This window comes from Clostridium sartagoforme (assembly GCF_039521405.1).
Classification (GTDB): Bacteria; Bacillota; Clostridia; order Clostridiales; family Clostridiaceae; genus Clostridium; species Clostridium sartagoforme.
Window position 1 is genome coordinate 35,705 of the sequence record NZ_BAAACH010000014.1, and the last position, 23,374, is coordinate 59,078.

Genomic DNA, 23,374 nt, shown 5'->3' on the forward strand with positions numbered 1-23,374 from the left:
AACTTAAATATAAAGAACTTAATAAATAAGAATCTTAGATAATTTCGTTTATATATGGGGAAAATTATTATATAAAATGACATAATATAAAGATACTTTTTAAAATATTGAGGTGAAAAAATGAAAAATCTAATTAAAAAGGTAGACCTTGGAAGTATTGCAGAAGAGGTTGGAATAGAGGTTAATGATGTATTAATATCAATTAATGGTACACCCATAGATGATATCATAGATTATAAATTTTTAGCAGCAGATGAAGAAGTACTTCTAGAAATTGAAAAACCTGATGGAGAAGTTTGGGAATATGAAATTGAAAAGGAATATGGAGAAGATTTAGGTATTGAATTTGATGGTGGAATAATGGATAAAGCTAAAAGATGTTCAAATAATTGTATGTTTTGCTTTATTGATCAACTTCCAAAAGGTATGAGAAATACATTATATTTCAAAGATGATGATTCAAGATTATCCTTTTTACAAGGAAACTTTGTTACGTTAACAAATATGAAGGACGAAGATATCGATAGAATAATAAGATATAAAATAAGTCCTATAAACATTTCTGTACATACTACTAATCCAGAATTAAGAGTGAAAATGCTAAAAAATAGATTTGCAGGAAGCATAATGGAAAGACTTAAAAAGTTAAGAGATGCAGAAATTGTAATGCATGCACAAATAGTATGCATACCTAACGTAAATAATGGTGAAGAATTAAGAAAAACTATTATTGATTTATATGAACTGCATCCATATGTAAAGAATATAGCAGTTGTACCTATAGGTATAACTAAGTTTAGAGAAAATCTTCCACATGTAGATACATTTACAAATGAAACTGCAAAAAATGAAATTATGATGGTACAAGATCTTCAAAGAAGATTTGTAGAAGAAACAGGTACTCCTTTTGTGAGATTATCTGATGAATTTTATTTAGTAGCAGGTTTAGATGTTCCAAATGATGAATTTTACTCAGAATATGAACAACTAGAAGATGGTGTAGGAATGATAAGATATTTTAGGGAAGTTACTCAAAACTCTTTAGAATTCCTAGATAAAAACCGTAAGGGTAGTTTTTCAATGGTTACTGGGGAACTTGCATATGAAGAAATAAAAAAATGTGCAAACAATATAAAAAGACATAATCCAAATATTAAGATTGATGTATATAAAATTATTAATAATTTCTTTGGAAATACTATAACAGTAGCAGGACTTTTAACTGGAACTGATATAATAGATCAATTAAAAGGAAAAATAGAAACAGATTATTTAATTATGCCAAGTAATATGTTTAGAAAAGGATATGAACTTGGCCCAGCAGATATGATTATGTTGGATGATTTAAGAATAGAAGATTTAGAAAAAGCCCTTGGAATTAAGGTTATAGTTTGTGATTATACAGGAGATGACCTTATTGATATAATAAATGAAAATTGTGAGGAGGAAAAATAATGGGTAAACCGATAGTTGCTATAGTTGGAAGACCAAATGTAGGTAAATCCACTTTATTCAATAGATTGGCAGGACATAGAATATCTATAGTTCAGGATACACCAGGAGTTACAAGAGATAGAGTATATGCTCAAGCTGAATGGCTTAAGTACAATTTTACAATGATAGATACTGGTGGTATAGAACCTGAAAGAGAAGACATAATAGTTAAGCAAATGAGAAGACAAGCAAATATAGCTATTGAAACAGCTGATGTTATAGTGTTTGTTGTTGATGGAAAAGAAGGATTAACTCCTGCTGACCATGAAGTTGCAAGTATGCTTAGAAAAAGTAAAAAAGAAGTTGTTTTAGTTGTTAATAAAGTTGATTCTTTAAAAGAAGAAGAAAATGCTTGGGAATTTTATAATTTAGGAATTGGAGATCCAGTAACCATATCAGCATCTCAAGGATTAGGACTAGGAGATATGCTAGATAGAATAGTTGAAAATTTTGATAAATATAATGAAGAAGATGAAGAAGATGATTTTATTAGAATAGCAATGATAGGAAAACCTAATGTTGGTAAATCATCATTAATAAATAGACTGCTTGGAGAAGAAAGATTAATAGTTTCGGATATACCTGGAACAACAAGGGATTCCATAGATAGTACATTAGAAACTGAACATGGAAAATTTATTTTAGTAGATACAGCAGGACTTAGGAGAAAAAGTAAAGTTAAGGAAGAAATAGAAAGATACTCTGTAATCAGAACATATACTGCAATAGAAAGAGCAGATGTATGTATATTAATGATTGATGCTACTGAAGGAGTAACTGAACAAGATGAAAAAATAATAGGTTATGCTCATGAAATGAACAAAGCTATTATGGTTATAGTTAACAAGTGGGACTTGATAGAAAAAGATGATAAAACTATGCAAAGATATAAAGAAGATTTACAAATGAGTCTTAAGTTTTTAAAGTATGCAAAATACTTATTTATATCTGCAAAAACTGGTCAAAGAGCACATAAGGTTTTAGAAATAGCAAGAGAATGTTATGATAATTATTCAAAGAGAATCCCTACTGGAATATTAAATGAAGTTATAAATAAAGCTGTTCTTATGAAAGAACCACCAATAGTAGGACTGAAAAGGATGAAGATTTATTATGCAACTCAAGTTGCATCAAAACCACCGAAGTTTATATTCTTTGTTAATGATTCAAGTGCATCACATTTTTCTTACGAAAGATATCTTGAAAATCAATTAAGGGAAAGCTTTGATTTTAGTGGAACTGGTATCCAAATAGAATATAGAGAAAGGAAGGAATAATAATGAGTAATGTGACCTTTTTAGGAGGAGGTAGTTTTGGTACTGCTCTAGGAATATTGTTGGCTAACAAAGGTAATAAGGTTAGTATATATGATAGAGAAAAAAATACAGTTAATGATATTAATATAAATAGAAGAAATGATAGATATATTAAAGATTTACATATACCTGAAAATGTCACTGCTTATATTAATTTAGATGAAGCTATAGAAAATACAGAGTTTATAGTTTTAGCTGTACCTTCACATGCTATAAGAGTAGTAGCAAAATCGTTAAAAAATAAGATAAAAAAAGATGTTATAATTATAAGTATAGCTAAAGGAATTGAAGAAGGAAGCAATTTAAGATTATCTCAAGTTATAGAAGAGGAATTACCAAATAATAAAGTAGTAATTTTATCCGGGCCTAGTCATGCTGAAGAAGTAGCTTTTGATATTCCAACAACTGTAGTAGTAGCTTCACATCATTTAGATGCAGCTAAAAAAGTTCAAGATTTATTTATAAGTATCAATTTTAGGGTTTATACTAATGAAGATTTGATAGGCGTTGAAATTGGTGGTGCAGTTAAAAATATAATTGCATTGGCAGCAGGAGTTTGTGATGGAATTGGATATGGGGATAATTCAAAAGCAGCACTTATGACAAGAGGTATGGCTGAAATCGTTAGGATAGGAGTTAAGCTTGGCGGTAAAGCTGAAACTTTCCTTGGACTTACTGGTATGGGAGATTTAATAGTTACTTGTACTAGTCTTCATTCTAGAAATAGAAAAGCAGGTTATTTAATAGGTACAGGAAAAACAACTGACGAAGCTATAAAAGAAGTAGGAATGGTAGTAGAAGGAATTAAAGCATGTAGAGCCTTCTATGAGTTAAAAGAAAAATTAAATATTGAAATGCCTATAACAGATGTTTTGTATAAAATATTATTTGAAGAAAAGAATCCTAAAGATGCAGTAATAGATTTAATGGAAAGAGAAAGAAAAAGTGAAATATACTAAAAATAAGTGTTGATTTAATTTATTTTAAAAGCTCCTAATGGAGCTTTTTTCTTTTTTTATTAATTAAATTTTCATTTTAGAATCAATCCTTTTATGATTTTAACTATATATGGTAATATTATTAAACTGAAATTAATATATTATTATATATGTACTTCGAGGAATCTTTAAAAATTTTAAAAAACTGTATATTTTTTTATATCCTTGAATATATATATAGTGTTAAAAATAAATAGGAGGGTACACCGTGGACAGCTTTAATATATACAAGGATATAGCTGAAAGAACACAAGGGGACATATATGTAGGTGTTGTTGGACCAGTTAGAACAGGTAAATCAACATTTATAAAGAAGTTTATGGACCTTATGGTAATACCAAAGATTGATAATAATTATAAAAAGGAAAGAGCAAAAGATGAATTACCTCAAAGTGGATCAGGAAAAAGTATTCACACAACAGAACCTAAGTTTGTTCCAAATGAAGCTGTAGAAATAACTATCGATGAAGACATAAAATTTAAGGTTAGAATGGTTGATTGTGTTGGTTATATTGTAAAAGGTGCAGTAGGATATATGGATGGAGAAGAAGCTAAAATGGTAAATACTCCATGGTACGATTACGAAATACCTTTTGAAGATGCAGCAGAAATAGGAACTAGAAAAGTTATAACGGATCATTCTACCATAGGCCTTGTAGTCACAACAGATGGAAGTATTACAGGGATAGAAAGAGATGAGTACTTAGAAGCAGAAGAAAGAGTAATAGATGAATTAAAGGCTATAAATAAGCCTTTCATAGTTGTACTTAATACGAAATATGTTAATGCTCCAGAAACAAGAGCGATGAAAAAAATTTTAGAAGAAAAATATGATGTTACAGTTCAAGTTATGGATGTAGCTAATATGAATGAAAGTGATGTAGAAAATATATTTAAACATGTACTTAAAGAATTCCCAGTAAAAGAAATTAATATAAATATGCCAAGTTGGGTTGAAAAATTAGAGCCTGAACATTGGTTAAAAAAGAATTTCTTTAATATAATAAAAGGAATGTGCGAAAACATAAGTAAGGTTAGAGATATTAAAACTACATTAAATTTATTAAAAGAAGAAGAAAATTTATCTCCAACAGAAATGAGTTCAGTGGATTTGGGAGAAGGTAAGGCAATTATTACTATGAAACCTAAAGATGGAATTTTCTATAACATACTAAGCGAAATTTGTGATTTAGATGTTCAATCAGAAAGTGATTTATTATCTTTAATAAAAGAATTAAATTTTGCCAAAAAAGAATATGATAAAGTAAAGGATGCACTAATTGATGTAAGAGAAACTGGTTACGGATTAGTTGCACCACAGTTATCAGAAATGAAATTTGAAGAGCCTGAAATGGTTAAGCAAGGAACGAAGTTTGGTGTGAAGCTAAAAGCATCTGCCCCATCACTTCACTTTATAAAAGCTAATATAAAAACTGAAATAAGTCCTATAATGGGATCAGAAAAAGAAAGTGAAGAATTAGTAAAATCACTAATGGAGCAATTTGATAAGGATCCAGCATCTTTATGGCAAAGTAATATGTTTGGTAAACCTTTGGAAGTGTTGATAAAAGAAGGATTACAAAATAAATTATATAAAATGCCTGATGATGTACAAGTTAAAATTCAGAAAACACTTCAAAAGATAATAAATGAAGGTAGTGGAGGGTTAATCTGCATTATCTTATAAAGAAAGAGGTTAGTCTTATTGTAGACTGACCTTTTTCTTTATAAAATAAATAGTACATTTACATTATATTTGTAAATTAAAACAATACTAATGAATAATATATTAGTAAGATCTTTTAAAAATAAAGCTCATATACACTATACAGAATTGAGGGATATTATGGAAGACAGATTTTGTACCTATAAGAGAGTAGGATATTTTAAAGAAAGAATGGCAGAAAACTTAGGGGTAAAATTTACAGGTACCATCTATGCCTCCCCAGGGGTATTAAAGCATATTAAAAAAAGACATGGAAAACAATTGAGTAAAAAAGTAGTTGGGAATCTAATAGAATATATGAGAAATATAATTGAAGATCCAGACTATATAGGGGTATATAAGCTAACTGAAAAAGGGATTCATATCGAATTAATAAAAAAGGCAGAGACGAATATACTAATAGGTATAGATATAGATAGCAAAAGGGATTATATATATGTTTCAACAATGTATCCTATAAGCGAAGGTAAAATAAACAATAGACTATATAGAGGAAAATTAATAAAATGGAAATAATAAAAGTTGAAACATTTTTGTATAAAAGCTATAATATGTATATTGGCATAAAATTAATAGATTATTGAGGTGAGAAAGGGCTCCTCATACGCTGAATTTCAGTAATAAGAGATGTAGGATACGCCGACCTACCAATAATCTAATTTAGATTTAAATTTTTTAAACTTTTGGTTTATCCAAGGGTTTTTATTTTTTAATTAATTTTAGGAGGGAAAATATGAAAAAGGTAGCAGTAGTCTTTAATGGAGGAACAATTTCTATGAAAGTAGATGAAAGAATAAAAGCGGCTGTTCCAAGTTTAACTGGAGAAGAAATAATGTCAATGGTAACTGGAATAGAAGAATTTGCAGAGATAGAATCTCATAGCTTTTCTAGTAAACCATCTCCACATATTACAATACAAAACATGCTAGAACTTAGTAAATTTATAAAATCTTTAGTAGATAGAGAAGATATAGATGGAGTTGTATTAACTCATGGGACAGATACCTTAGAAGAAACGGCGTACTTCTTAGATTTAACTATAGATACAGAAAAGGTAATAGTTGTAACAGGTGCTATGAGAAGCAGTTCAGAACTTGGATATGATGGTCCATTTAATTTAGCAACTTCAATATGTACGGCAATTTCAGAAGAAGCTAAAGGTAGAGGTGTATTAGTTTGTTTTAATGGGGAATTAAATTCAGCAGCAGATGTTACTAAAGCAAATTCAATGGCACTTAATGCTTTTAAAACTCCAAACTTTGGCCCAATAGGAATAGTAGATAATAATAAGGTGTTATTTTATAGAAAGACTAAAAAACATAAGGTTTATTATGTAGAAAGTATAAATGATGAGGTTGCATTAATAAAATGTGTGGTAGGAATGAGTTCGGATTACATAAATTATTTTATAGATAAAGGTTATAAAGGAATTGTTATAGAAGCTTTAGGAAGAGGAAATGTTCCACCTTCTATGGTAGCTGGAATAAAAAGAGCTTTAAATAATAATATACCTGTTGTCATCGTTTCTAGATGCTTTGAGGGAAGGGTATATGAATCTTATGGATATGAAGGTGGAGGGAAAATGCTTAAAGACTTAGGTGTATTTTTTGAAGAAAGTATGCCAGGACAAAAAGCAAGGATTAAATTAATAGTAGCACTTTCAAGCAGTAAAAGAATTGATATAAGGGAATCTTTTAAAAACAATACGAATATTATGTAGACTTATAAACGAATTAATACGTTTATATTGACAAACTATATTTTAAAATGTATAATAATGTTCGTAAGATAAGTAGCTCATATAATATTGACAATAAGGGTCATAAGTTTCTACCAGGATACCGTAAACATCTTGACTATGAGTTTAATACTAATTAATTTACTATATAATTGTTAGTATTTATTAAAAAGCTGCTATGAGTTATCTGCTTAATAATTCATGCAGCTTTTTTTTATAAAAAATTAGGGGGTTTAAAAATGAAAAGCTTATCACAAGGACAAGGACTATTACCGATACTAGGAAACAAAAATGTAAATCTTAAAAGAGAGATAGTGGCTGGGATTACTACTTTTTTAACTATGGCTTATATAATTGCAGTAAATCCTAATATATTATCAGCAACAGGAATGCCAGCTGGAGCTTTAGTTACATCTACATGTCTAGCAGCAGCAATAGCTTGCATATTGATGGGGTTACTTGCAAATTTACCTTTTGCATTAGCTTCAGGTATGGGACTTAACGCATTTTTCGCTTTTTCAGTTGTTATAGGAATGGGAGTATCATGGGAAACAGCTTTAACAGCAGTATTTATAGAAGGTATTATATTTATATTATTATCATTATTTAAGGTAAGAGAAGCTGTTGTAAATGCAATACCAATGACAATGAAACATGCGGTTACTGCAGGTATTGGTATTTTTATAGCATTTATAGGTATGGTAGGAGCAGGATTAGTAATAAAGGATGATGCAACACTAGTTAAAATGGGCCATTTTTCACCAACAGTTATTATTGCATTAGTTGGAGTTGTTATAATAGCAGTATTAGACAAGAGGAAAATAAAAGGATCTATATTATTTGGTATATTAACTAGCACTTTATTGGCTTGGGGATATGCATTAATAAATCCAGAAGCAGCAACTAATTTAGGTATTTATTTGCCAGAAGGATTATTTAAATTTGAAAGTATTACTCCAATAGCAGGTAAATTAGACTTCAGTCAGTTCTTAAATATGGATAGTGCGCGTAATTTAATAGTTGTTGTTTGTACTTTCTTGTTTGTAGATTTCTTTGATACAGTTGGAACTTTAGTAGGAGTTTGCTCAAGAGCAAATATGTTAGATGAAAATGGCAATGTACCAAATGCGGGAAAAGCTTTATTAGTAGATGCGATTGGGACTACTATAGGAGCAATATTAGGTGTTTCAACTGTTACAACATATGTAGAAAGTTCAACTGGTGTTGCAGCCGGGGGAAGAACAGGATATACAGCAATTACAACAGGAATATTATTCTTAGTAGCAATGTTCTTTTCACCAATATTCATAGCAATACCATCATGTGCAACTGCACCAGCATTAATTTATGTAGGATATTTAATGCTTGGAGCTGTAAAGGATATTAAATTTGATAATATAACAGAAGGTGTACCAGCATTTTTAACAATAACAACTATGGCTTTAACATATAGTATTGGTGATGGTTTAACTATTGGAATATTATCATATGTAGTAATTAATTTAGTATATAATCTATTCTGTAAAGAGAAAAAAGATAGGACTAATGTATCTATAGTTATGATATTGCTTGCAATATTATTTATAATTAAGTTAGTATTTATATAAATTATACAGAAAGGTAACTCTTTTCGTATTAGTAAATCCTAAGAAGGAAGTAGAATATTCTACTTCTTTTTTTTAATTGTAAATTAATAAAAAAACAAATGTTAATAATTTGTAAACAAATTATTGACAATTAAGTAAAATATAAATTAATATTAAAATGTTCTTGTATTTTTAATATAATATAAACTTTGGAGGCATATATGGTTAAAAGTATGACTAGCTTTGGCAGAGCTAGTAGTGAAGAAGGAAATAAATTTTTATTTTCAGTGGAAATGAAAAGTGTAAATAGCAGGTATTTAGATTTAAATGTAAGATTACCCAAAAGTATAATTTCTTTAGAAGAAGAAATTAGAAGATTAATAAATTCAAAACTATCAAGAGGAAAAGTAGATGTATTTATTAATCAAAAAAGTTATAGTAGCGGAGATGGAATAGCTAAATTAAATTTAAGACTTGCAGAAAGTTATTATAACTGTTTAAGAGAAATAGAAGAAAATCTAAATATAAAAAATGATATAACAGCAACTCAAATTGCTAGATTTCCTGATGTTATAACGATTATAGAAGAAGAAGATTCAATAGACGAAATTTGGAAAGTTATTAAACCTCTTATAAATTCATCATTAGAAATGATGAATAATATGAGAATAATTGAAGGAGAAAAGCTTAAGGAAGATATTCTTCAAAAATTAATTGAAATAGAAAGTTTAGTACACAATATAGAAAATATAGCATATACTGTTCCAATTGCATATAAAAAGAAATTAGAGGTTAAGCTTAAAGATTTACTTGAAGGAATAGAAATAGATGAAGTGAGAATAGCACAAGAGATAGCTATAATTGCAGATAAGTCAGCGGTAGATGAGGAAATTACAAGACTTAAAAGTCATTTAAATCAAATGAGAAAAACTTTTAAAGAAGACGGACAAATTGGAAGAAAACTTGATTTTATAATTCAAGAGATGAATAGAGAAGCTAATACAATTGCTTCTAAATCTAACGATATGAATATGACAAATTATGTCATTAACATAAAAAACTTAATAGAAAAAATAAGAGAACAATCACAAAATATAGAGTAAATAGGAGGAGAACAATGGGTATAAAGTTAATTAATATTGGATTTGGTAATATAGTTTCTGCAAATAGACTTGTTGCTATTGTAAGTCCAGAGTCAGCACCTATAAAGAGAATAATACAAGAAGCTAGAGATAGAGGTATGCTTATAGATGCAACTTATGGAAGAAGAACAAGAGCTGTTATAATAACAGATAGTGATCATGTCATATTATCAGCAGTTCAACCAGAAACCGTAGCTCATAGGCTTGTAGCAAAAGATGAAGCTGTAGATGAGGTAGATGAATAATGCAGAGTAATAATAGAGGTGTTTTAATAGTTATTTCAGGACCTTCGGGAGCTGGAAAAGGTACTATTTGTAAGGCTTTATTAGAAAAGCATAAAAATATATATATTTCAGTTTCAGCTACAACAAGATCTCCAAGAAATGGAGAAGTAGATGGCGTAAATTATTACTTTTTATCCAAAGAAGTATTTAAAGAAAAAGTTGAAAAAAATGGATTTTTAGAATATGCTAATGTCCATGGAAATTTTTATGGTACTCCAAAAGTAAATGTGGAAAAAATGCTTGAAGAAGGAAAGGATGTTATTCTAGAAATAGATATTCAAGGAGCTCTACAAGTAAAAGAAAACTTTAGTGAAGGAGTATTTATATTTATTCTTCCACCATCAATGGAAGAATTAAAACAAAGAATTATAAAAAGAGGCAGCGAAACAGAAGAATCATTAATGACTAGATTTAAAAATGCATATAAAGAAATTAATTATGTTTCAAAATATAATTATGCTGTAGTAAATGATACTTTAGATCTAGCTGTATCAAAAGTAGAATCAATTATAGCAGCAGAAAAATGCAGAGTTGATAGAATAAAAGAAAATACAATTTTAGATTCCAAGGAGGGCTTAATTCATGAACAACTCTATGATTAATCCATCAATAATGGATTTACTTAAAAAGGTAGATGACAGATATTCACTAGTAATAGTTACTTCAAAAAGAGCAAGACAAATAATAGATGGAAGCGAACCATTAGTTGCAACTAAATCTAAAAAACCTTTAACTATTGCTATTAATGAAGTTAATGAAGGTGAAGTAGGATATGAAGCTATACCTACAAAAGAAGGTTTAAAATAATTATGAATAATAAAAAGTGTGTATGCATAGGCGTAAGTGGAGGCATTGCAGTTTATAAAGCTTTAGATATCATAAGTGCTTTAAAGAAGAAAGATATTGATGTAAGAGTTATTATGACTGAATCTGCAACTAAATTTGTAACTCCATTATCATTTCAATCATTAAGTCAAAATATGGTTGTAACAGATATGTTTGCAGAGCCTAAGGCCTTTGAAATACAACATATATCACTAGCTAAAAGAGCAGATGTTTTTTTAGTAGCACCAGCTACTGCAAATATAATTGGAAAAGTTGCAAATGGAATATCTGATGATATGTTATCTACAACTATTATGGCAACTAGAGCAAAGGTTATCTTTGCTCCAGCGATGAATACTAACATGTATGAAAACATGATCGTTCAAGATAATATAGAAAAATTAAAAAAATATGGATATGAATTTATAGAACCAGCTTCTGGTAGACTTGCTTGTGGAGATATAGGTACAGGGAAGCTGGCAGATGTAAATACAATTGTAGAAAGAGTTTTAGAAGTACTTAACAATCAAGATAAATCTAAGGAATTACAAGGGAAAAATGTTTTAATAAGTGCGGGACCAACTCATTCCAAAATAGATCCAGTTAGATTTATTACAAATAGATCAACAGGAAAAATGGGATATTATATTGCAGAGGAGGCTAAAGCTAGAGGGGCTAATGTTACTTTAGTGTCAGGTCCAACTAATATAAACCCTCCTACAGGTATAAATGTAATAAATGTAACTACAAATGAAGAAATGAAAAATGCAATGTTAGATAATTTTAAAAATAGCGATATTGTTATTAAATCAGCAGCAGTTGCAGATTATAAAGCTAAAAACTATAGCAATGAAAAAATAAAGAAAAGCGAAGAGGATTTAGTTTTAACTTTTGTAAGAGATAACGATATTTTAAAGATATTAGGAGAACAGAAAAATAATCAAGTTCTTGTTGGATTTGCAGCAGAAAGTAACAATATAATAGAGAATGCTAAGAATAAATTACAAAAAAAGAATTTAGATTATATAGTGGCAAATGATATTACAAGTGCTGACACCGGATTTGGAAGTGAAGATAATAAAGTTATCATTATTTCTAAAGATGGAGAAGAAATATATTTAGATAAGATGAGTAAAAAAGAAGTTGCATCTAAAATCTTTGAAACTATATTAAGAAAGCGCTAAAGGGCGCTTTCTTCTATTTATAGGGTTAATATAACCTAATAAAAGGGTGATGAATTTGAAAAAATATGCAGAAATCATTATAAATAGTGATGCTTTAGATATAGATAAACCCTTTACTTATGAAATACCAGAAGAACTTAAACATGAAATAAAGATAGGACAATGGGTAAAAGTACCTTTTGGAGTTAAAAATTCTCTTGTAGATGGATTTATATTATCTATAAAAGAAGAAGAAATAAAGGGCATTAGAATAAAAAAAATAAAATCCATAGGGGCAATAGAATCACTTTTAAGTGAAAATGATTTAAAGCTTATTTATTTTATAAGGGAAAGTTATTTATGTAAGTATATAGATGCTATAAAGCTTCTTATTCCACAAGGAATATTAAAGGGAACTAAGAATAAGTATAAAATGGTAGTAGCCATTGGAGATAATTCTTTGGATAGTAATACTTTAAATAAATATAAAGATATAATAAGCTTTATAAAAGATAACAATGGAAAATTTAATAAAAGTGAACTTGTGAATTTATATAAATTCTCATTATATAAAATTAATAAATTAGTAAGTGATGGATATTTAAAAATAGAAGAAGAAATAGTATATAGATATAATAATAAAAAATATATCGAATACAGTGAAAGAAAACTTACAGAAGATCAAATTAAGGTTTTAAACCAAATAAAAGATTCTAATAAAAAAATATTCTTACTAAAGGGAGTAACTGGTTCTGGAAAGACAGAAATTTATATGAAGCTTGTAAGTGAAGCTATTTCAAAAGAAAAATCTGCAATAATTTTAGTACCAGAAATATCTCTAACTCCACAAATGATAGAAAGATTTAAAGGAAGATTTGGAAGAGAAGTTGCAGTATTTCATAGTAAGCTATCAGATGGAGAGCGATATGATGAATGGTATAGAGTTAAAGAATGTAAAGCGAAGGTTATAATTGGTGCGAGAAGTGCATTATTTTTACCAGTTTCCAATCTAGGTGTAATAATAATAGATGAGGAACATGAAAATACTTATAAATCAGAACAAAATCCTAGATATGTAACAAGAGAAATAGCAGAATTTTTAAGTGAAGTTAAAGACTGTAAAGTTATATTAGGTTCAGCAACACCATCTATAGAAACTTATTATAGAGCTATTACAGGTGAAATAGAATTATTAGAACTTAATAATAGGGTAGATAATAAACCTATGCCTATAATGGATATAGTAGATATGAGAGAAGAATTGAATAGTGGAAACATATCCATGTTTAGCAGAAAGCTTTTTACAGAAATTAAGGAAGCTTTATACAGAAAAGAGCAAATAATTTTATTCTTGAATAGAAGAGGCTTTTCTACTTTTGTATCCTGTAGAAGTTGCGGGTATGTATTTAAATGTCACAAATGTGACATATCAATGACGTATCATAAAAATGGATATCTTATATGCCATTATTGTGGGTATACTGAAAGGCAACAAAAAATCTGTCCAAAATGTAAAAGTAAATATGTTAAGCATTTTGGAGCTGGAACAGAACGTGTTGAAGAAGAAGTAAAAAAATACTTTAAAGATGCTAGAGTTCTAAGGATGGATGTAGATACTACAAGAAGTAAAAATGCCCATGAGGATATATATAATTTATTTAAAAATAGAAAGGGAGATATCCTTATAGGAACCCAAATGATATCGAAAGGATTAGATTTTGAAAATGTAACATTAGTTGGAATATTAGCTGCAGATATGTCTATAAACATACCAGATTATAGATCTGCTGAGAGAACATTTCAAATAGTTACACAGGTTGCAGGAAGAGCAGGGAGAGGAGCTAAAGAGGGGAAAGTTATTGTTCAAACATATAATCCAGATCATTATAGTTTAAATTATGCTAAAAGTTATAATTATGAAGGATTTTATAATGAAGAATTTACAGCAAGAGGTTTGATGTATTATCCTCCTTTTGGTAAAATACTATTAATAAATGCTTCTTCTAAAAATGAAAAAATATTAATGGATTTTATGGCGTTATTAAAAGATAATTTTGAAAAAATAAAGGATGAATATAATAATGTAGAAATGTTAGGACCAGTTTCGTGTATCATTTCTAAGATTAAAGATAATTATAGATGGCAAATTTTGTTTAAAGGTGAATTATCTTTAGATTTTTGTAAAAAAATTAAAGATAAACTTTATCAATTAAATAAGAATGTATATAATGAAGTAAAAGCAACTATTGATATTAATCCAAATAATTTGACTTAGGAGGTAGAAAAATGGCGATTAGAAATATAAGACAAAATGGAGATGAAGCATTAAGAAAGAAATGTAAGGCTGTTACTAAAATAACACCTAGAACAATAAAATTAATTGAAGATATGGCGGATACTATGTATGAAGCTGATGGAGTTGGGCTGGCAGCACCTCAAGTTGGTATACTTCAAAGAATATTTGTTATAGATGTTTATGATGATTATGGATTAAGAGTATTTATAAATCCAGAAATATTAGAGGTTTCGGGGACTCAAATTGGTGAAGAAGGATGTTTAAGTGTGCCTGGAGAAGCTGCAGATGTTGAGAGACCTAACTATGTAAAAGTAAAAGCACTAAACGAAAAAGGAGAAGAGTTCATCTTAGAAGCAACAGAGCTTTTAGCAAGAGCTATACTTCACGAGAATGATCATCTAAACGGTACTTTATTTATAGATTATTTAAAATAACTAAGGAGGATTAGCATGAAGATAGTATTTATGGGAACCCCAGACTTTGCAGTACCTTCATTAAAAAAAATAATTGATGTTTATGGAGTTGAAAGTGTATTTACTCAACCTGATAAACCAAAAGGTAGAGGTAAAAAAATATCATATTCACCAGTTAAGGAAGTTGCATTAGAAAATAATATTAAAGTTTTTCAACCTACTAAACTAAAAGCTGATAAAGAAGCTTTAGAGTATCTAAAAAATTTAAAACCAGATTTTATAATAGTTGTAGCTTTTGGGCAAATATTGACAAAAGAAGTTTTAGATATTCCAAAGTATGGTTGTATAAATTTACACGCTTCTTTATTACCTATGTATAGAGGAGCAGCCCCATTAAATTGGGCTATAATAAATGGTGAAAAAAAATCAGGAAATACAACAATGTTAATGGATGTAGGACTTGATACAGGAGATATGCTTCTTAAAGATGAGATTGAGATAACTGATAATATGACAGCTGGAGAATTGCATGATTTATTAATGTATAGAGGAGCAGACCTTTTGTTAAATACTATAGATGGTTTATCAAAAGGAACCATAATTCCAGAAAAACAGTGTGAGGAAACCTTTTATGCAAAGATGCTAAATAAAGATTTGGGGAGGATAGATTGGAATAATTCTGCTAAAAACATTCATAACTTAATTAGAGGACTTAATCCATGGCCAATTGCACATACTACTTATGATGATAAATCAATGAAGATATATGAAAGTGAAGTTTTAGTAGAAAGTAGTAATAAAGAGCCAGGAACTATAATAAATGTATCTAAGGAAGGAATGAAAGTTTCAACAAATTTAGGGGTATTGTTAATTAAGAAAATTCAATTTCCAAATGGAAAGCCTTTAACTATAGAACAATATACAAATGGTAATGGACTAGAAATAAATAAAAAACTTATTTAGATTTTACCATAAATAATATAAATCTATATATAAAGGAGAGAAATTTATGTTTTATCCAGGATTTTTATTTGACTCAACTTATTTAATTTTGATACCAGCTATGATAATAGCTTTTTGGGCACAATTTAAAATAGACAGTGCATATAAAAAATATAAAACTGTTAGAACTTTAAGTGGTGTTACTGGTAGTGAGGTTGCAAGAAATATATTAGATGGTGCAGGACTTTTTGATGTAAAAGTTGAAAGATATAGTAAGCACCTTGGTGATCATTATGATCCTTCATTAAGAGTAATAAGGCTTTCACCGGAAGTATATGATAGTGCAACTGTAGCAGCTGCTGGAATAGCAGCTCATGAATGTGGGCATGCAATTCAACATCAAACTCATTATGCTCCTTTAGCTTTAAGGACGAAAATAGCTCCAGTTGTTAATATAGGGAGCTCAATATCAATATATTTATTTATGATAGGTATATTTTTAGGAAATCCATTATTTGCAAAGATAGGTATAATATTTTTTAGTGGAGCTGTAATTTATCAAATTATAACTCTTCCAGTAGAATTTAATGCTTCGACAAGAGCATTAAATATATTAAAAACAAGAACTTTCTTATATGGAGAGGAATTAAAAGGAGCGCAAAAGGTTTTAGATGCAGCTGCAATGACATATGTAGCAGCAACTCTTATGGCTATTTCTCAACTAATAAGATTAATAGCTATAAATAATAGATATAATGATAATTAAGAGGTAGAAGGATGAACAGTAGAAAACTTGCAAGACAAATAGTACAGAGAGTTTTAGAAGAAGGAGCGTATTCAAACCTAGTTCTTTCAAATGAACTCAATACAAGAGATATAGAAGATAAAGATAAAGGACTTATAACAGAAATTGTTTATGGAACTTTAAGAAGAAAAAGAACTTTAGATGTGTTAATAGGAAATTTTGTTAAAGATATTAATTTAATTGATACAACCGTATTAAATATATTAAGAGTAGCTATTTATCAAATGTATTTTTTAGATAAAATACCTGAATATGCAGCATGTAATGAAGCTGTTGAAGAAGCAAAAGAAGTTTCTTTAGAAGCATCTAAACTTGTAAATGGAATTTTAAGAAACTATATAAAAGATGAAAAAGAAATTGTTGTTCCAGGAAACAGAATAGATGAACTTGCTTATAAGTTTTCTTTTCAACCTTGGATGATAAGGCTTTTTATAAAGCAATATGGTGAAGAAAAGACTATGAAATTAATGTCAGGCCTAAATGAGACGCCAAAAGTTACTGTTAGAGTGAATGAATTTAAGGCAGAATATGATGAAGTTTATGAAAAATTAGAAGAGATTGGATATAATATTGAGGAAGGATATGCTTGCCCAGAAGGAATAGCAATAAAGGGTGGAAAAGGAATTGAAGATAATGCACTTTTTAAAGAAGGACTTATTACAGTTCAAGATGAAAGTGCAATGCTTGTAGCACCTTTATTAGATTTAAAAGAAGGAGATAAAGTTTTAGATCTTTGTGCTGCGCCAGGTGGCAAAACAACACATATTGCTGAATTATTAGGCAATACTGGTGAAGTTTTAGCTTTTGATTTACATGAAAATAAACTTTCTCTTATAGAAGAAAATGCAAAGAGATTAGGACTAAATAATATAGTGTGTAAGGCTATGGATGCAACTAAGCTAAATAGTGATTATATAAGCTATGGAGATAAAGTATTAATAGATGTACCTTGTTCAGGACTTGGTATAATAAGAAAGAAACCAGAAATAAAATGGAATAAAACAAGACAACAATTAAAAGATTTAGTTCCAATACAAAGAGAAATAATGGAAAATGCATGGCAATATTTAAAACCTGGTGGAACACTTGTATATTCTACATGTACATTAAATAAAGAAGAAAATGAAGAAAATTTACAATGGTTCTTATCAAAGCATAAAGATGCAGCTGTAGAAAAAGTATATATAGGAAATAATAGTAACTTTATATACAATGCAGATGGAAGCTTAACTATATTGCCAAATGATTCTATGGATGGTTTCTTTATGGGAAAAATAAAGAAAATAAAATAGGTGAAATATGAAAAACATTTTAGATTACAGTTTAGAAGAAGTTTCCTTATGGATGAAGGAAAATGAAGAAAGTGCCTTTAGGGCAAAACAAATTTTTTCGTGGATATATAAATATACTTGGAATTTTGAAGAAATGAAGAATTTACCTAAAAGTTTAATTGATAAACTTAGTAAAAATTTTTATATAGGAATTCCAGAAGTAGTAGAGAAATATGAATCAACTTTAGATGGTACTCAAAAGTTATTATTAGCTTTCGATGATGGAAACATCATCGAAAGTGTAATAATGAAATATAAGCATGGTAATTCAATATGTATTTCTACTCAAATTGGATGTAGAATGGGATGTAAATTCTGTGCGTCAACTTTAGAAGGAAGAGTTAGAAACTTAACGGCTGGGGAAATATTATCAGAAGTTATATTAGCTCAAAAGGTATTAGGTGAAAGAATTTCTAATATAGTATTAATGGGAAGTGGAGAGCCTTTAGATAATTATGAAAATGTTACTAAATTTTTAGATTTAGTAAATTCTGATTATGGATTAAATATAGGTCAAAGACACATAACTCTGTCTACTTGTGGGTTAGTACCTAAAATTTATGAACTGGCAGATAAAGGATATGCTATAACACTAGCTATATCATTACATGCATTTAGTGATGAAAAAAGAAGAGAAATAATGCCAATTGCTAATAAATATTCAATAAAGGAAATATTAGAAGCTTGTGATTATTACTTTAATAAAACGGGCAGAAGAATAACCTTTGAATATTCATTAGTATCAGGTATAAATGATGGTAAAGAAGATGCGAAATCTCTTTCAAAATTGTTAAGGGGAAGACAATGTCATGTTAATCTTATACCTGTCAATGAAATAAAAGAAAATACTTTGAAAAGGCCTTCAAAAAAAATTATAGAAGATTTTGAAAAAGTATTATCAGAAAGTGGAATTGAAGTTACAGTAAGAAGAGAAATGGGTAATGATATAAATGCTGCTTGCGGTCAATTAAGGAGAAATTTCTTAAAGTCTCAAATTTAGAGGGAGTGGGTATTGGTGATTGGTATAAAAAGTGACGTGGGTAACTTAAGAAACCTAAATGAAGATTATGCAGAATTTTATGAAAATGAAGAATTTAAAATTTATGTAGTAGCAGATGGAATGGGAGGGCATAATGCTGGTGAAGTTGCAAGCAAAACTGCCTCAAAGTCATTAATAAAATACATAAAAGATAATTTTAAAGATGAGAATAGTAGAAATATATTAGAAAAAGCTATTCAACATGCAAATTCAAAGGTGTATAATTTAGCACACTGCAATGAAACCTATAATGGAATGGGAACAACTTTAGTTGCATGTTTAATAACTAAAAATATAACTCAAGTTGCAAATGTTGGTGATAGTTCTTGCTTTGGAATAAAATCAAAGGAAATAACCAAGATAACAAAAGATCATTCTTTAGTTCAAGAACTTTTAGATTGTGGTAGCATCTCAAAGGAACAAGCTATAAATCATCCTCAAAAAAATGTTATAACTAGAGCAATAGGAACAGAAGAAGTTGTAAATATAGATCTATTTAGCATAGAAAAAAATAAATTTGATTATTTCCTTATGTGTAGTGATGGTTTAACAAATGAAATAGGCTTAGAAGAGATTTTATCATTTAAATTAGAAGAAAAAGAATTACAGGATATTTGTGAGGAACTTGTTAATCTAGCTAAATTTAAAGGTGGAAGAGACAATATAACTGTAATGTTATTTGGAGGAGAGGTGTAATATGAATGGAATTATACTAGGTGGCAGATATGAACTTCTTGAAAAAGTAGGGGAAGGCGGAATGTCTGAAGTTTATAAAGCCAAATGTAATAAGCTTAATAGATTTGTAGCAGTAAAAATATTAAAAAAGCAATTTGCAGACAATAAGGAAATATCCCAAAAATTTAAAAGAGAAGCAACTGCCATTGCAAATTTATCAGATACTAATATAGTTAATGTTTTAGATGTAGGTACTCAAGATGATATAGATTATATAGTAATGGAATATATAAGCGGAAAAACTTTGAAGGAGTTAATTAATTATAGTGGAAAGCTTAGTTATAATACAGCTATAAAAATAGCTCTTCAAATAGCTAAAGCTCTGGATTGTGCACATAAGAATAATATAATCCATAGAGATATAAAGCCACAAAATATATTAGTTACTGAATCTGGCGAAGTTAAGGTTACTGATTTTGGTATAGCAAAATCTACAGACTCACAAACAATAACAAATACTACAAGTATTATTGGATCAGCTCATTATCTTTCACCAGAACAAGCAAAAGGAACTTATATTGATTTTAGATCAGATATATATTCTTTTGGAATAGTTTTATATGAGATGGTAACAGGAAGATTACCATTTGAAGGTGATTCGCCAGTTACAGTTGCATTAAAGCATTTGCAAGAAGAGCCTATTCCTCCTAAAAATATAAATTCTGCTATTCCGGATAGTTTAAATAAGTTAATACTTAAAGCTATAGAAAAAGAACCAATAAAGAGATATCAAAATGCTAAAGAAATAATTCAGGACTTACAAAAGATACAAGAAAATCCTGATGTAGTAATAGGCTCTCAAGTTGTAGATAATAGTGATCATACTATAATAATGAGTCCGATTAATAGTCAAAGTCAAAAGACAACTCATATTTCTAAGTTAGAAGATGATTATTATGATGATGAAGACGAAGAATATGATGAAGAATATGACGAAGACGATAAAGAAACTGTTAAGAAAAAAAAGAAAAACAAAAATGGTGTTAAAAAGGCTTTAATTGTAGTCGGAGCAATAATTTTAGTATTAATTTTAGGATCTATAGGATACTTCCTAGCAAATGGAAATAGTAATAAAGAAGTTGAAGTCCCTAATATAGTTGGAAAAACTGTGAATGAAGTTAAATCAGAAGTTGAAGCTTTAGGATTACAGATAAAAGTTAAAAGCACTGAAAAAAGTGATAAACCAGAAAATACTATATTACAAACAGACCCTAAATCAGGAACAAAGGTAAAGAAAGATTCAATAATTAATGTTGTAGTTTCAGCAGGAGAAGAACAAGTAGATATGCCTGATTTTAGAGATTATGAAAAAACAAATATTGAGAAAACATTACAAACTCAAGGATTTACTAATTATACTATTAAGGAAGAATATAGTGATAAAGTAGAAAATGGGTATTTAATTAAACAAAGCCCATCTGCTGGTACTAAAATTAGTAAAAAAACTGAAATAGAAATAATTATAAGTAAAGGACCAGAAGTTAAACTTGTTAATGTACCTAATGTAGTAGGAGAAAAGGAAGCTAAGGGAAAAGAGACGCTAGAAAAGCTTAAGCTTGTAGTAACTATTAATTATGAAATTACCAATGATAAAAGCCAAGATGGTGTAATATTAAAACAATCTGATTCTGATTCTCAACGAACCGAAGGAACCCCAATAACTTTAACAGTAGGAAAGTTTGAGGAAAAAATTATAGATATTGCAGGATTAGGCCTTGAAGCAGGAATGAAGGTAGATGATGCAATAAAAATACTTCTTAGAAATAATATATCTTATAAGATAATTGGTAGTGGAGATATAGTTGAAAGCTTTACTAAAGAAATAAAAGAAGGTCAAACAGTAGAAATAAAAGCAAAAAAATCAGAAAAGCCAGAGAATACTGAAAATTAACAATAGTAATAATGGAAATTAGTTATAAAAATAAAAATCAGCATTTAAGCTGATTTTTATTTTTATAAAATTTATTTGCATTTTTTGGTGAAATCTGTTTATTATAAAATATAAAGATTAAATTTTTTTGGAGGAAGTATGGAAGGAAAAATTATAAAAGGAATTGGTGGGTTTTACTATGTTAAAACTAAAGATGATATAATAGAATGTAAAGCGAGAGGAAAGTTTAGGCATAAGGATATGAAGCCTATGGTTGGAGATAATGTAGATATAAATATCTCTAATGGAAAAGGGGTAATTGAAGATATATATGATAGATCCTCGGAATTAATAAGACCTACCGTAGCAAATGTTACTCAAGCTTTTGTAGTATTTGCAGTAAAAAATCCAGATATTAATTTTGACCTTTTAAATAGATTTTTGATACTATGCGAATATAATAATATAAAGGCAATAGTATGCTTAAACAAGGTAGATTTAGCAAGTACAGAAGAAAAGGAAGAAATTAAAAAGAAGATTAATGATATTGGTTATGATGTATTATTCATAAATGCTAAAAAAGGGGAGGGGATTACTCTTCTTAAGGAAAGGTTAAAAAATAATGAAACTGTTTTATGTGGGCCATCAGGTGCAGGAAAATCTACTTTAATAAATACTCTTATAAATAGAACTCATATGGAAACAGGAGTTGTATCAAAGAAAATAGGTAGGGGTAAACATACTACAAGACACAGTGAACTTATAGAAATAGAAGGGGGTTATTTAGTTGATAGCCCGGGATTTTCCAATATAGATATTAGCTTTATGAATAAAGATGAACTTAGATATTGCTTTCCTGAGTTTGAGGAATATAATCATAATTGTAAGTTTAGAGGATGTCTTCACAATAAGGAACCTGAATGCTCAGTAAAGAAGGCATTACAAGAAAATAAAATCAATGAAATAAGATATAATTTTTATATAAGAATATTAGAAGAATTATTAGAGGGGGAAAAATACAAATGGTAAAGATATCACCATCAATATTATCAGCAGACTTTTCAAAATTAGGTGAGGAAATTATAAACGTAGATAAAGCAGGAGCAGATTTTATTCATATAGATGTTATGGATGGAAATTTCGTACCTAACATCAGTATAGGATTACCAGTAATAAAATCAATAAGAAATAAAACAACTAAGATATTCGATGTTCATTTAATGATAGAAAACCCTTCAAGGTATATAGATGATTTCGTAAATGCAGGAGCAGATATAATTACAATACATTATGAAGCGGAAAAACACATAGATAGAGCAATAGAATATATAAAGTCAAAGGGAATTAAAGCTGGTATATCATTAAATCCAGGAACTCCAACCTTTGTTTTGAAAGATATAATAAGTAAATTAGATTTAGTATTAATAATGTCAGTTAACCCAGGCTTTGGAGGACAAAAGTTTATACCATATTCTTTAGATAAAATTAGAGAAGTTAAAGAAATGAGCTCAAAGTTAAATGAAAACTTATTAATAGAAGTAGATGGAGGAGTAGATAAAACAAATGCAAAAGATATAATTAATGCAGGAGCAAATGTTTTAGTTGCTGGTTCAGCAGTATTTGGAGATGGAAAACTTAAAGAAAATATAGAAGTAATAAGAGGAAAATAAA

22 protein-coding genes and 1 riboswitch are annotated in these 23,374 nt (G+C 28.8%); all 22 genes read left to right on the forward strand.

What is annotated here, in order from left to right; translation table 11 throughout:
- Window positions 1–120: 120 nt before the first annotated feature.
- The 22 genes from ABDZ60_RS06445 to rpe all read left to right on the forward strand — a co-directional run bounded on the left by ABDZ60_RS06445 (window position 121) and on the right by rpe (window position 23,373).
- A complete protein-coding gene (locus ABDZ60_RS06445; protein ID WP_016206435.1) occupies window positions 121–1,455 on the forward strand; it encodes a DUF512 domain-containing protein in 1,335 nt (444 codons plus the stop codon).
- Entirely contained in the window at window positions 1,455–2,771 is a 1,317-nt protein-coding gene (der, locus tag ABDZ60_RS06450) for a ribosome biogenesis GTPase Der (protein ID WP_047000589.1), read from the forward strand. Before ABDZ60_RS06445 ends, der begins: the two co-directional genes overlap by 1 nt.
- A gap of 2 nt (window positions 2,772–2,773) precedes the next feature.
- Window positions 2,774–3,769, forward strand: a complete 996-nt coding sequence (locus ABDZ60_RS06455; protein ID WP_343777029.1) for an NAD(P)H-dependent glycerol-3-phosphate dehydrogenase — start codon at window positions 2,774–2,776, stop codon at window positions 3,767–3,769.
- 247 nt (window positions 3,770–4,016) lie between these two features.
- Window positions 4,017–5,495: a stage IV sporulation protein A gene (gene spoIVA, locus ABDZ60_RS06460; protein WP_343777031.1), complete on the forward strand. Its 1,479-nt coding sequence runs from the start codon at window positions 4,017–4,019 to the stop codon at window positions 5,493–5,495.
- Between the two features lie 159 nt (window positions 5,496–5,654).
- The gene (locus ABDZ60_RS06465; RefSeq protein ID WP_343777033.1) at window positions 5,655–6,050 is read left to right on the forward strand and encodes a PBECR3 domain-containing polyvalent protein; all 396 of its coding nucleotides are present in this window, start codon (window positions 5,655–5,657) and stop codon (window positions 6,048–6,050) included.
- Window positions 6,051–6,267: 217 nt separating this feature from the next.
- Complete coding sequence (locus ABDZ60_RS06470) at window positions 6,268–7,254, forward strand: asparaginase (protein WP_047000591.1); 987 nt, start codon at window positions 6,268–6,270, stop codon at window positions 7,252–7,254.
- A gap of 57 nt (window positions 7,255–7,311) precedes the next feature.
- Window positions 7,312–7,413, forward strand: a riboswitch (purine riboswitch).
- Window positions 7,414–7,511: 98 nt separating this feature from the next.
- A complete protein-coding gene (locus ABDZ60_RS06475) occupies window positions 7,512–8,879 on the forward strand; it encodes an NCS2 family permease (RefSeq protein WP_016206429.1) in 1,368 nt (455 codons plus the stop codon).
- A gap of 200 nt (window positions 8,880–9,079) precedes the next feature.
- Entirely contained in the window at window positions 9,080–9,961 is an 882-nt protein-coding gene (locus ABDZ60_RS06480; protein WP_016206428.1) for a YicC/YloC family endoribonuclease, read from the forward strand.
- Between the two features lie 14 nt (window positions 9,962–9,975).
- Window positions 9,976–10,245, forward strand: a complete 270-nt coding sequence (remA, locus tag ABDZ60_RS06485; RefSeq protein WP_008678315.1) for an extracellular matrix/biofilm regulator RemA — start codon at window positions 9,976–9,978, stop codon at window positions 10,243–10,245.
- Window positions 10,245–10,886 carry a guanylate kinase gene (gene gmk, locus ABDZ60_RS06490; RefSeq protein WP_016206427.1) on the forward strand — a complete coding sequence of 214 codons (642 nt, stop codon included), beginning with the start codon at window positions 10,245–10,247 and terminating at the stop codon, window positions 10,884–10,886. The genes remA and gmk overlap by 1 nt, the downstream gene beginning before the upstream one ends.
- Window positions 10,867–11,091: a DNA-directed RNA polymerase subunit omega gene (gene rpoZ / locus ABDZ60_RS06495; protein WP_016206426.1), complete on the forward strand. Its 225-nt coding sequence runs from the start codon at window positions 10,867–10,869 to the stop codon at window positions 11,089–11,091. Before gmk ends, rpoZ begins: the two co-directional genes overlap by 20 nt.
- A 2-nt stretch (window positions 11,092–11,093) precedes the next feature.
- The gene (gene coaBC, locus ABDZ60_RS06500; protein WP_016206425.1) at window positions 11,094–12,293 is read left to right on the forward strand and encodes a bifunctional phosphopantothenoylcysteine decarboxylase/phosphopantothenate--cysteine ligase CoaBC; all 1,200 of its coding nucleotides are present in this window, start codon (window positions 11,094–11,096) and stop codon (window positions 12,291–12,293) included.
- Between the two features lie 55 nt (window positions 12,294–12,348).
- Window positions 12,349–14,547: a primosomal protein N' gene (gene priA / locus ABDZ60_RS06505; protein ID WP_016206424.1), complete on the forward strand. Its 2,199-nt coding sequence runs from the start codon at window positions 12,349–12,351 to the stop codon at window positions 14,545–14,547.
- Window positions 14,548–14,558: 11 nt separating this feature from the next.
- Window positions 14,559–15,002, forward strand: coding sequence for a peptide deformylase (def, locus tag ABDZ60_RS06510; protein ID WP_016206423.1), 444 nt, complete (start codon window positions 14,559–14,561; stop codon window positions 15,000–15,002).
- 15 nt (window positions 15,003–15,017) lie between these two features.
- Window positions 15,018–15,944, forward strand: coding sequence for a methionyl-tRNA formyltransferase (fmt, locus tag ABDZ60_RS06515; protein ID WP_016206422.1), 927 nt, complete (start codon window positions 15,018–15,020; stop codon window positions 15,942–15,944).
- A gap of 46 nt (window positions 15,945–15,990) precedes the next feature.
- Window positions 15,991–16,689, forward strand: coding sequence for a zinc metallopeptidase (locus tag ABDZ60_RS06520; protein WP_016206421.1), 699 nt, complete (start codon window positions 15,991–15,993; stop codon window positions 16,687–16,689).
- A gap of 11 nt (window positions 16,690–16,700) precedes the next feature.
- Window positions 16,701–18,020, forward strand: coding sequence for a 16S rRNA (cytosine(967)-C(5))-methyltransferase RsmB (rsmB, locus tag ABDZ60_RS06525; protein WP_047000597.1), 1,320 nt, complete (start codon window positions 16,701–16,703; stop codon window positions 18,018–18,020).
- A 7-nt stretch (window positions 18,021–18,027) separates the two neighbouring features.
- Window positions 18,028–19,059, forward strand: a complete 1,032-nt coding sequence (gene rlmN, locus ABDZ60_RS06530; RefSeq protein ID WP_047000598.1) for a dual-specificity RNA methyltransferase RlmN — start codon at window positions 18,028–18,030, stop codon at window positions 19,057–19,059.
- A 15-nt stretch (window positions 19,060–19,074) separates the two neighbouring features.
- Window positions 19,075–19,794 (forward strand): Stp1/IreP family PP2C-type Ser/Thr phosphatase, encoded by a 720-nt coding sequence (locus ABDZ60_RS06535; RefSeq protein ID WP_016206418.1) that lies wholly within the window; start codon window positions 19,075–19,077, stop codon window positions 19,792–19,794.
- Window position 19,795: 1 nt separating this feature from the next.
- A complete protein-coding gene (pknB, locus tag ABDZ60_RS06540) occupies window positions 19,796–21,724 on the forward strand; it encodes a Stk1 family PASTA domain-containing Ser/Thr kinase (RefSeq protein ID WP_343777043.1) in 1,929 nt (642 codons plus the stop codon).
- 138 nt (window positions 21,725–21,862) lie between these two features.
- Window positions 21,863–22,732 carry a ribosome small subunit-dependent GTPase A gene (gene rsgA, locus ABDZ60_RS06545; protein ID WP_016206416.1) on the forward strand — a complete coding sequence of 290 codons (870 nt, stop codon included), beginning with the start codon at window positions 21,863–21,865 and terminating at the stop codon, window positions 22,730–22,732.
- Window positions 22,726–23,373, forward strand: a complete 648-nt coding sequence (gene rpe, locus ABDZ60_RS06550) for a ribulose-phosphate 3-epimerase (RefSeq protein WP_016206415.1) — start codon at window positions 22,726–22,728, stop codon at window positions 23,371–23,373. The genes rsgA and rpe overlap by 7 nt, the downstream gene beginning before the upstream one ends.
- The last annotated feature ends 1 nt before the right edge of the window (window position 23,374 follow it).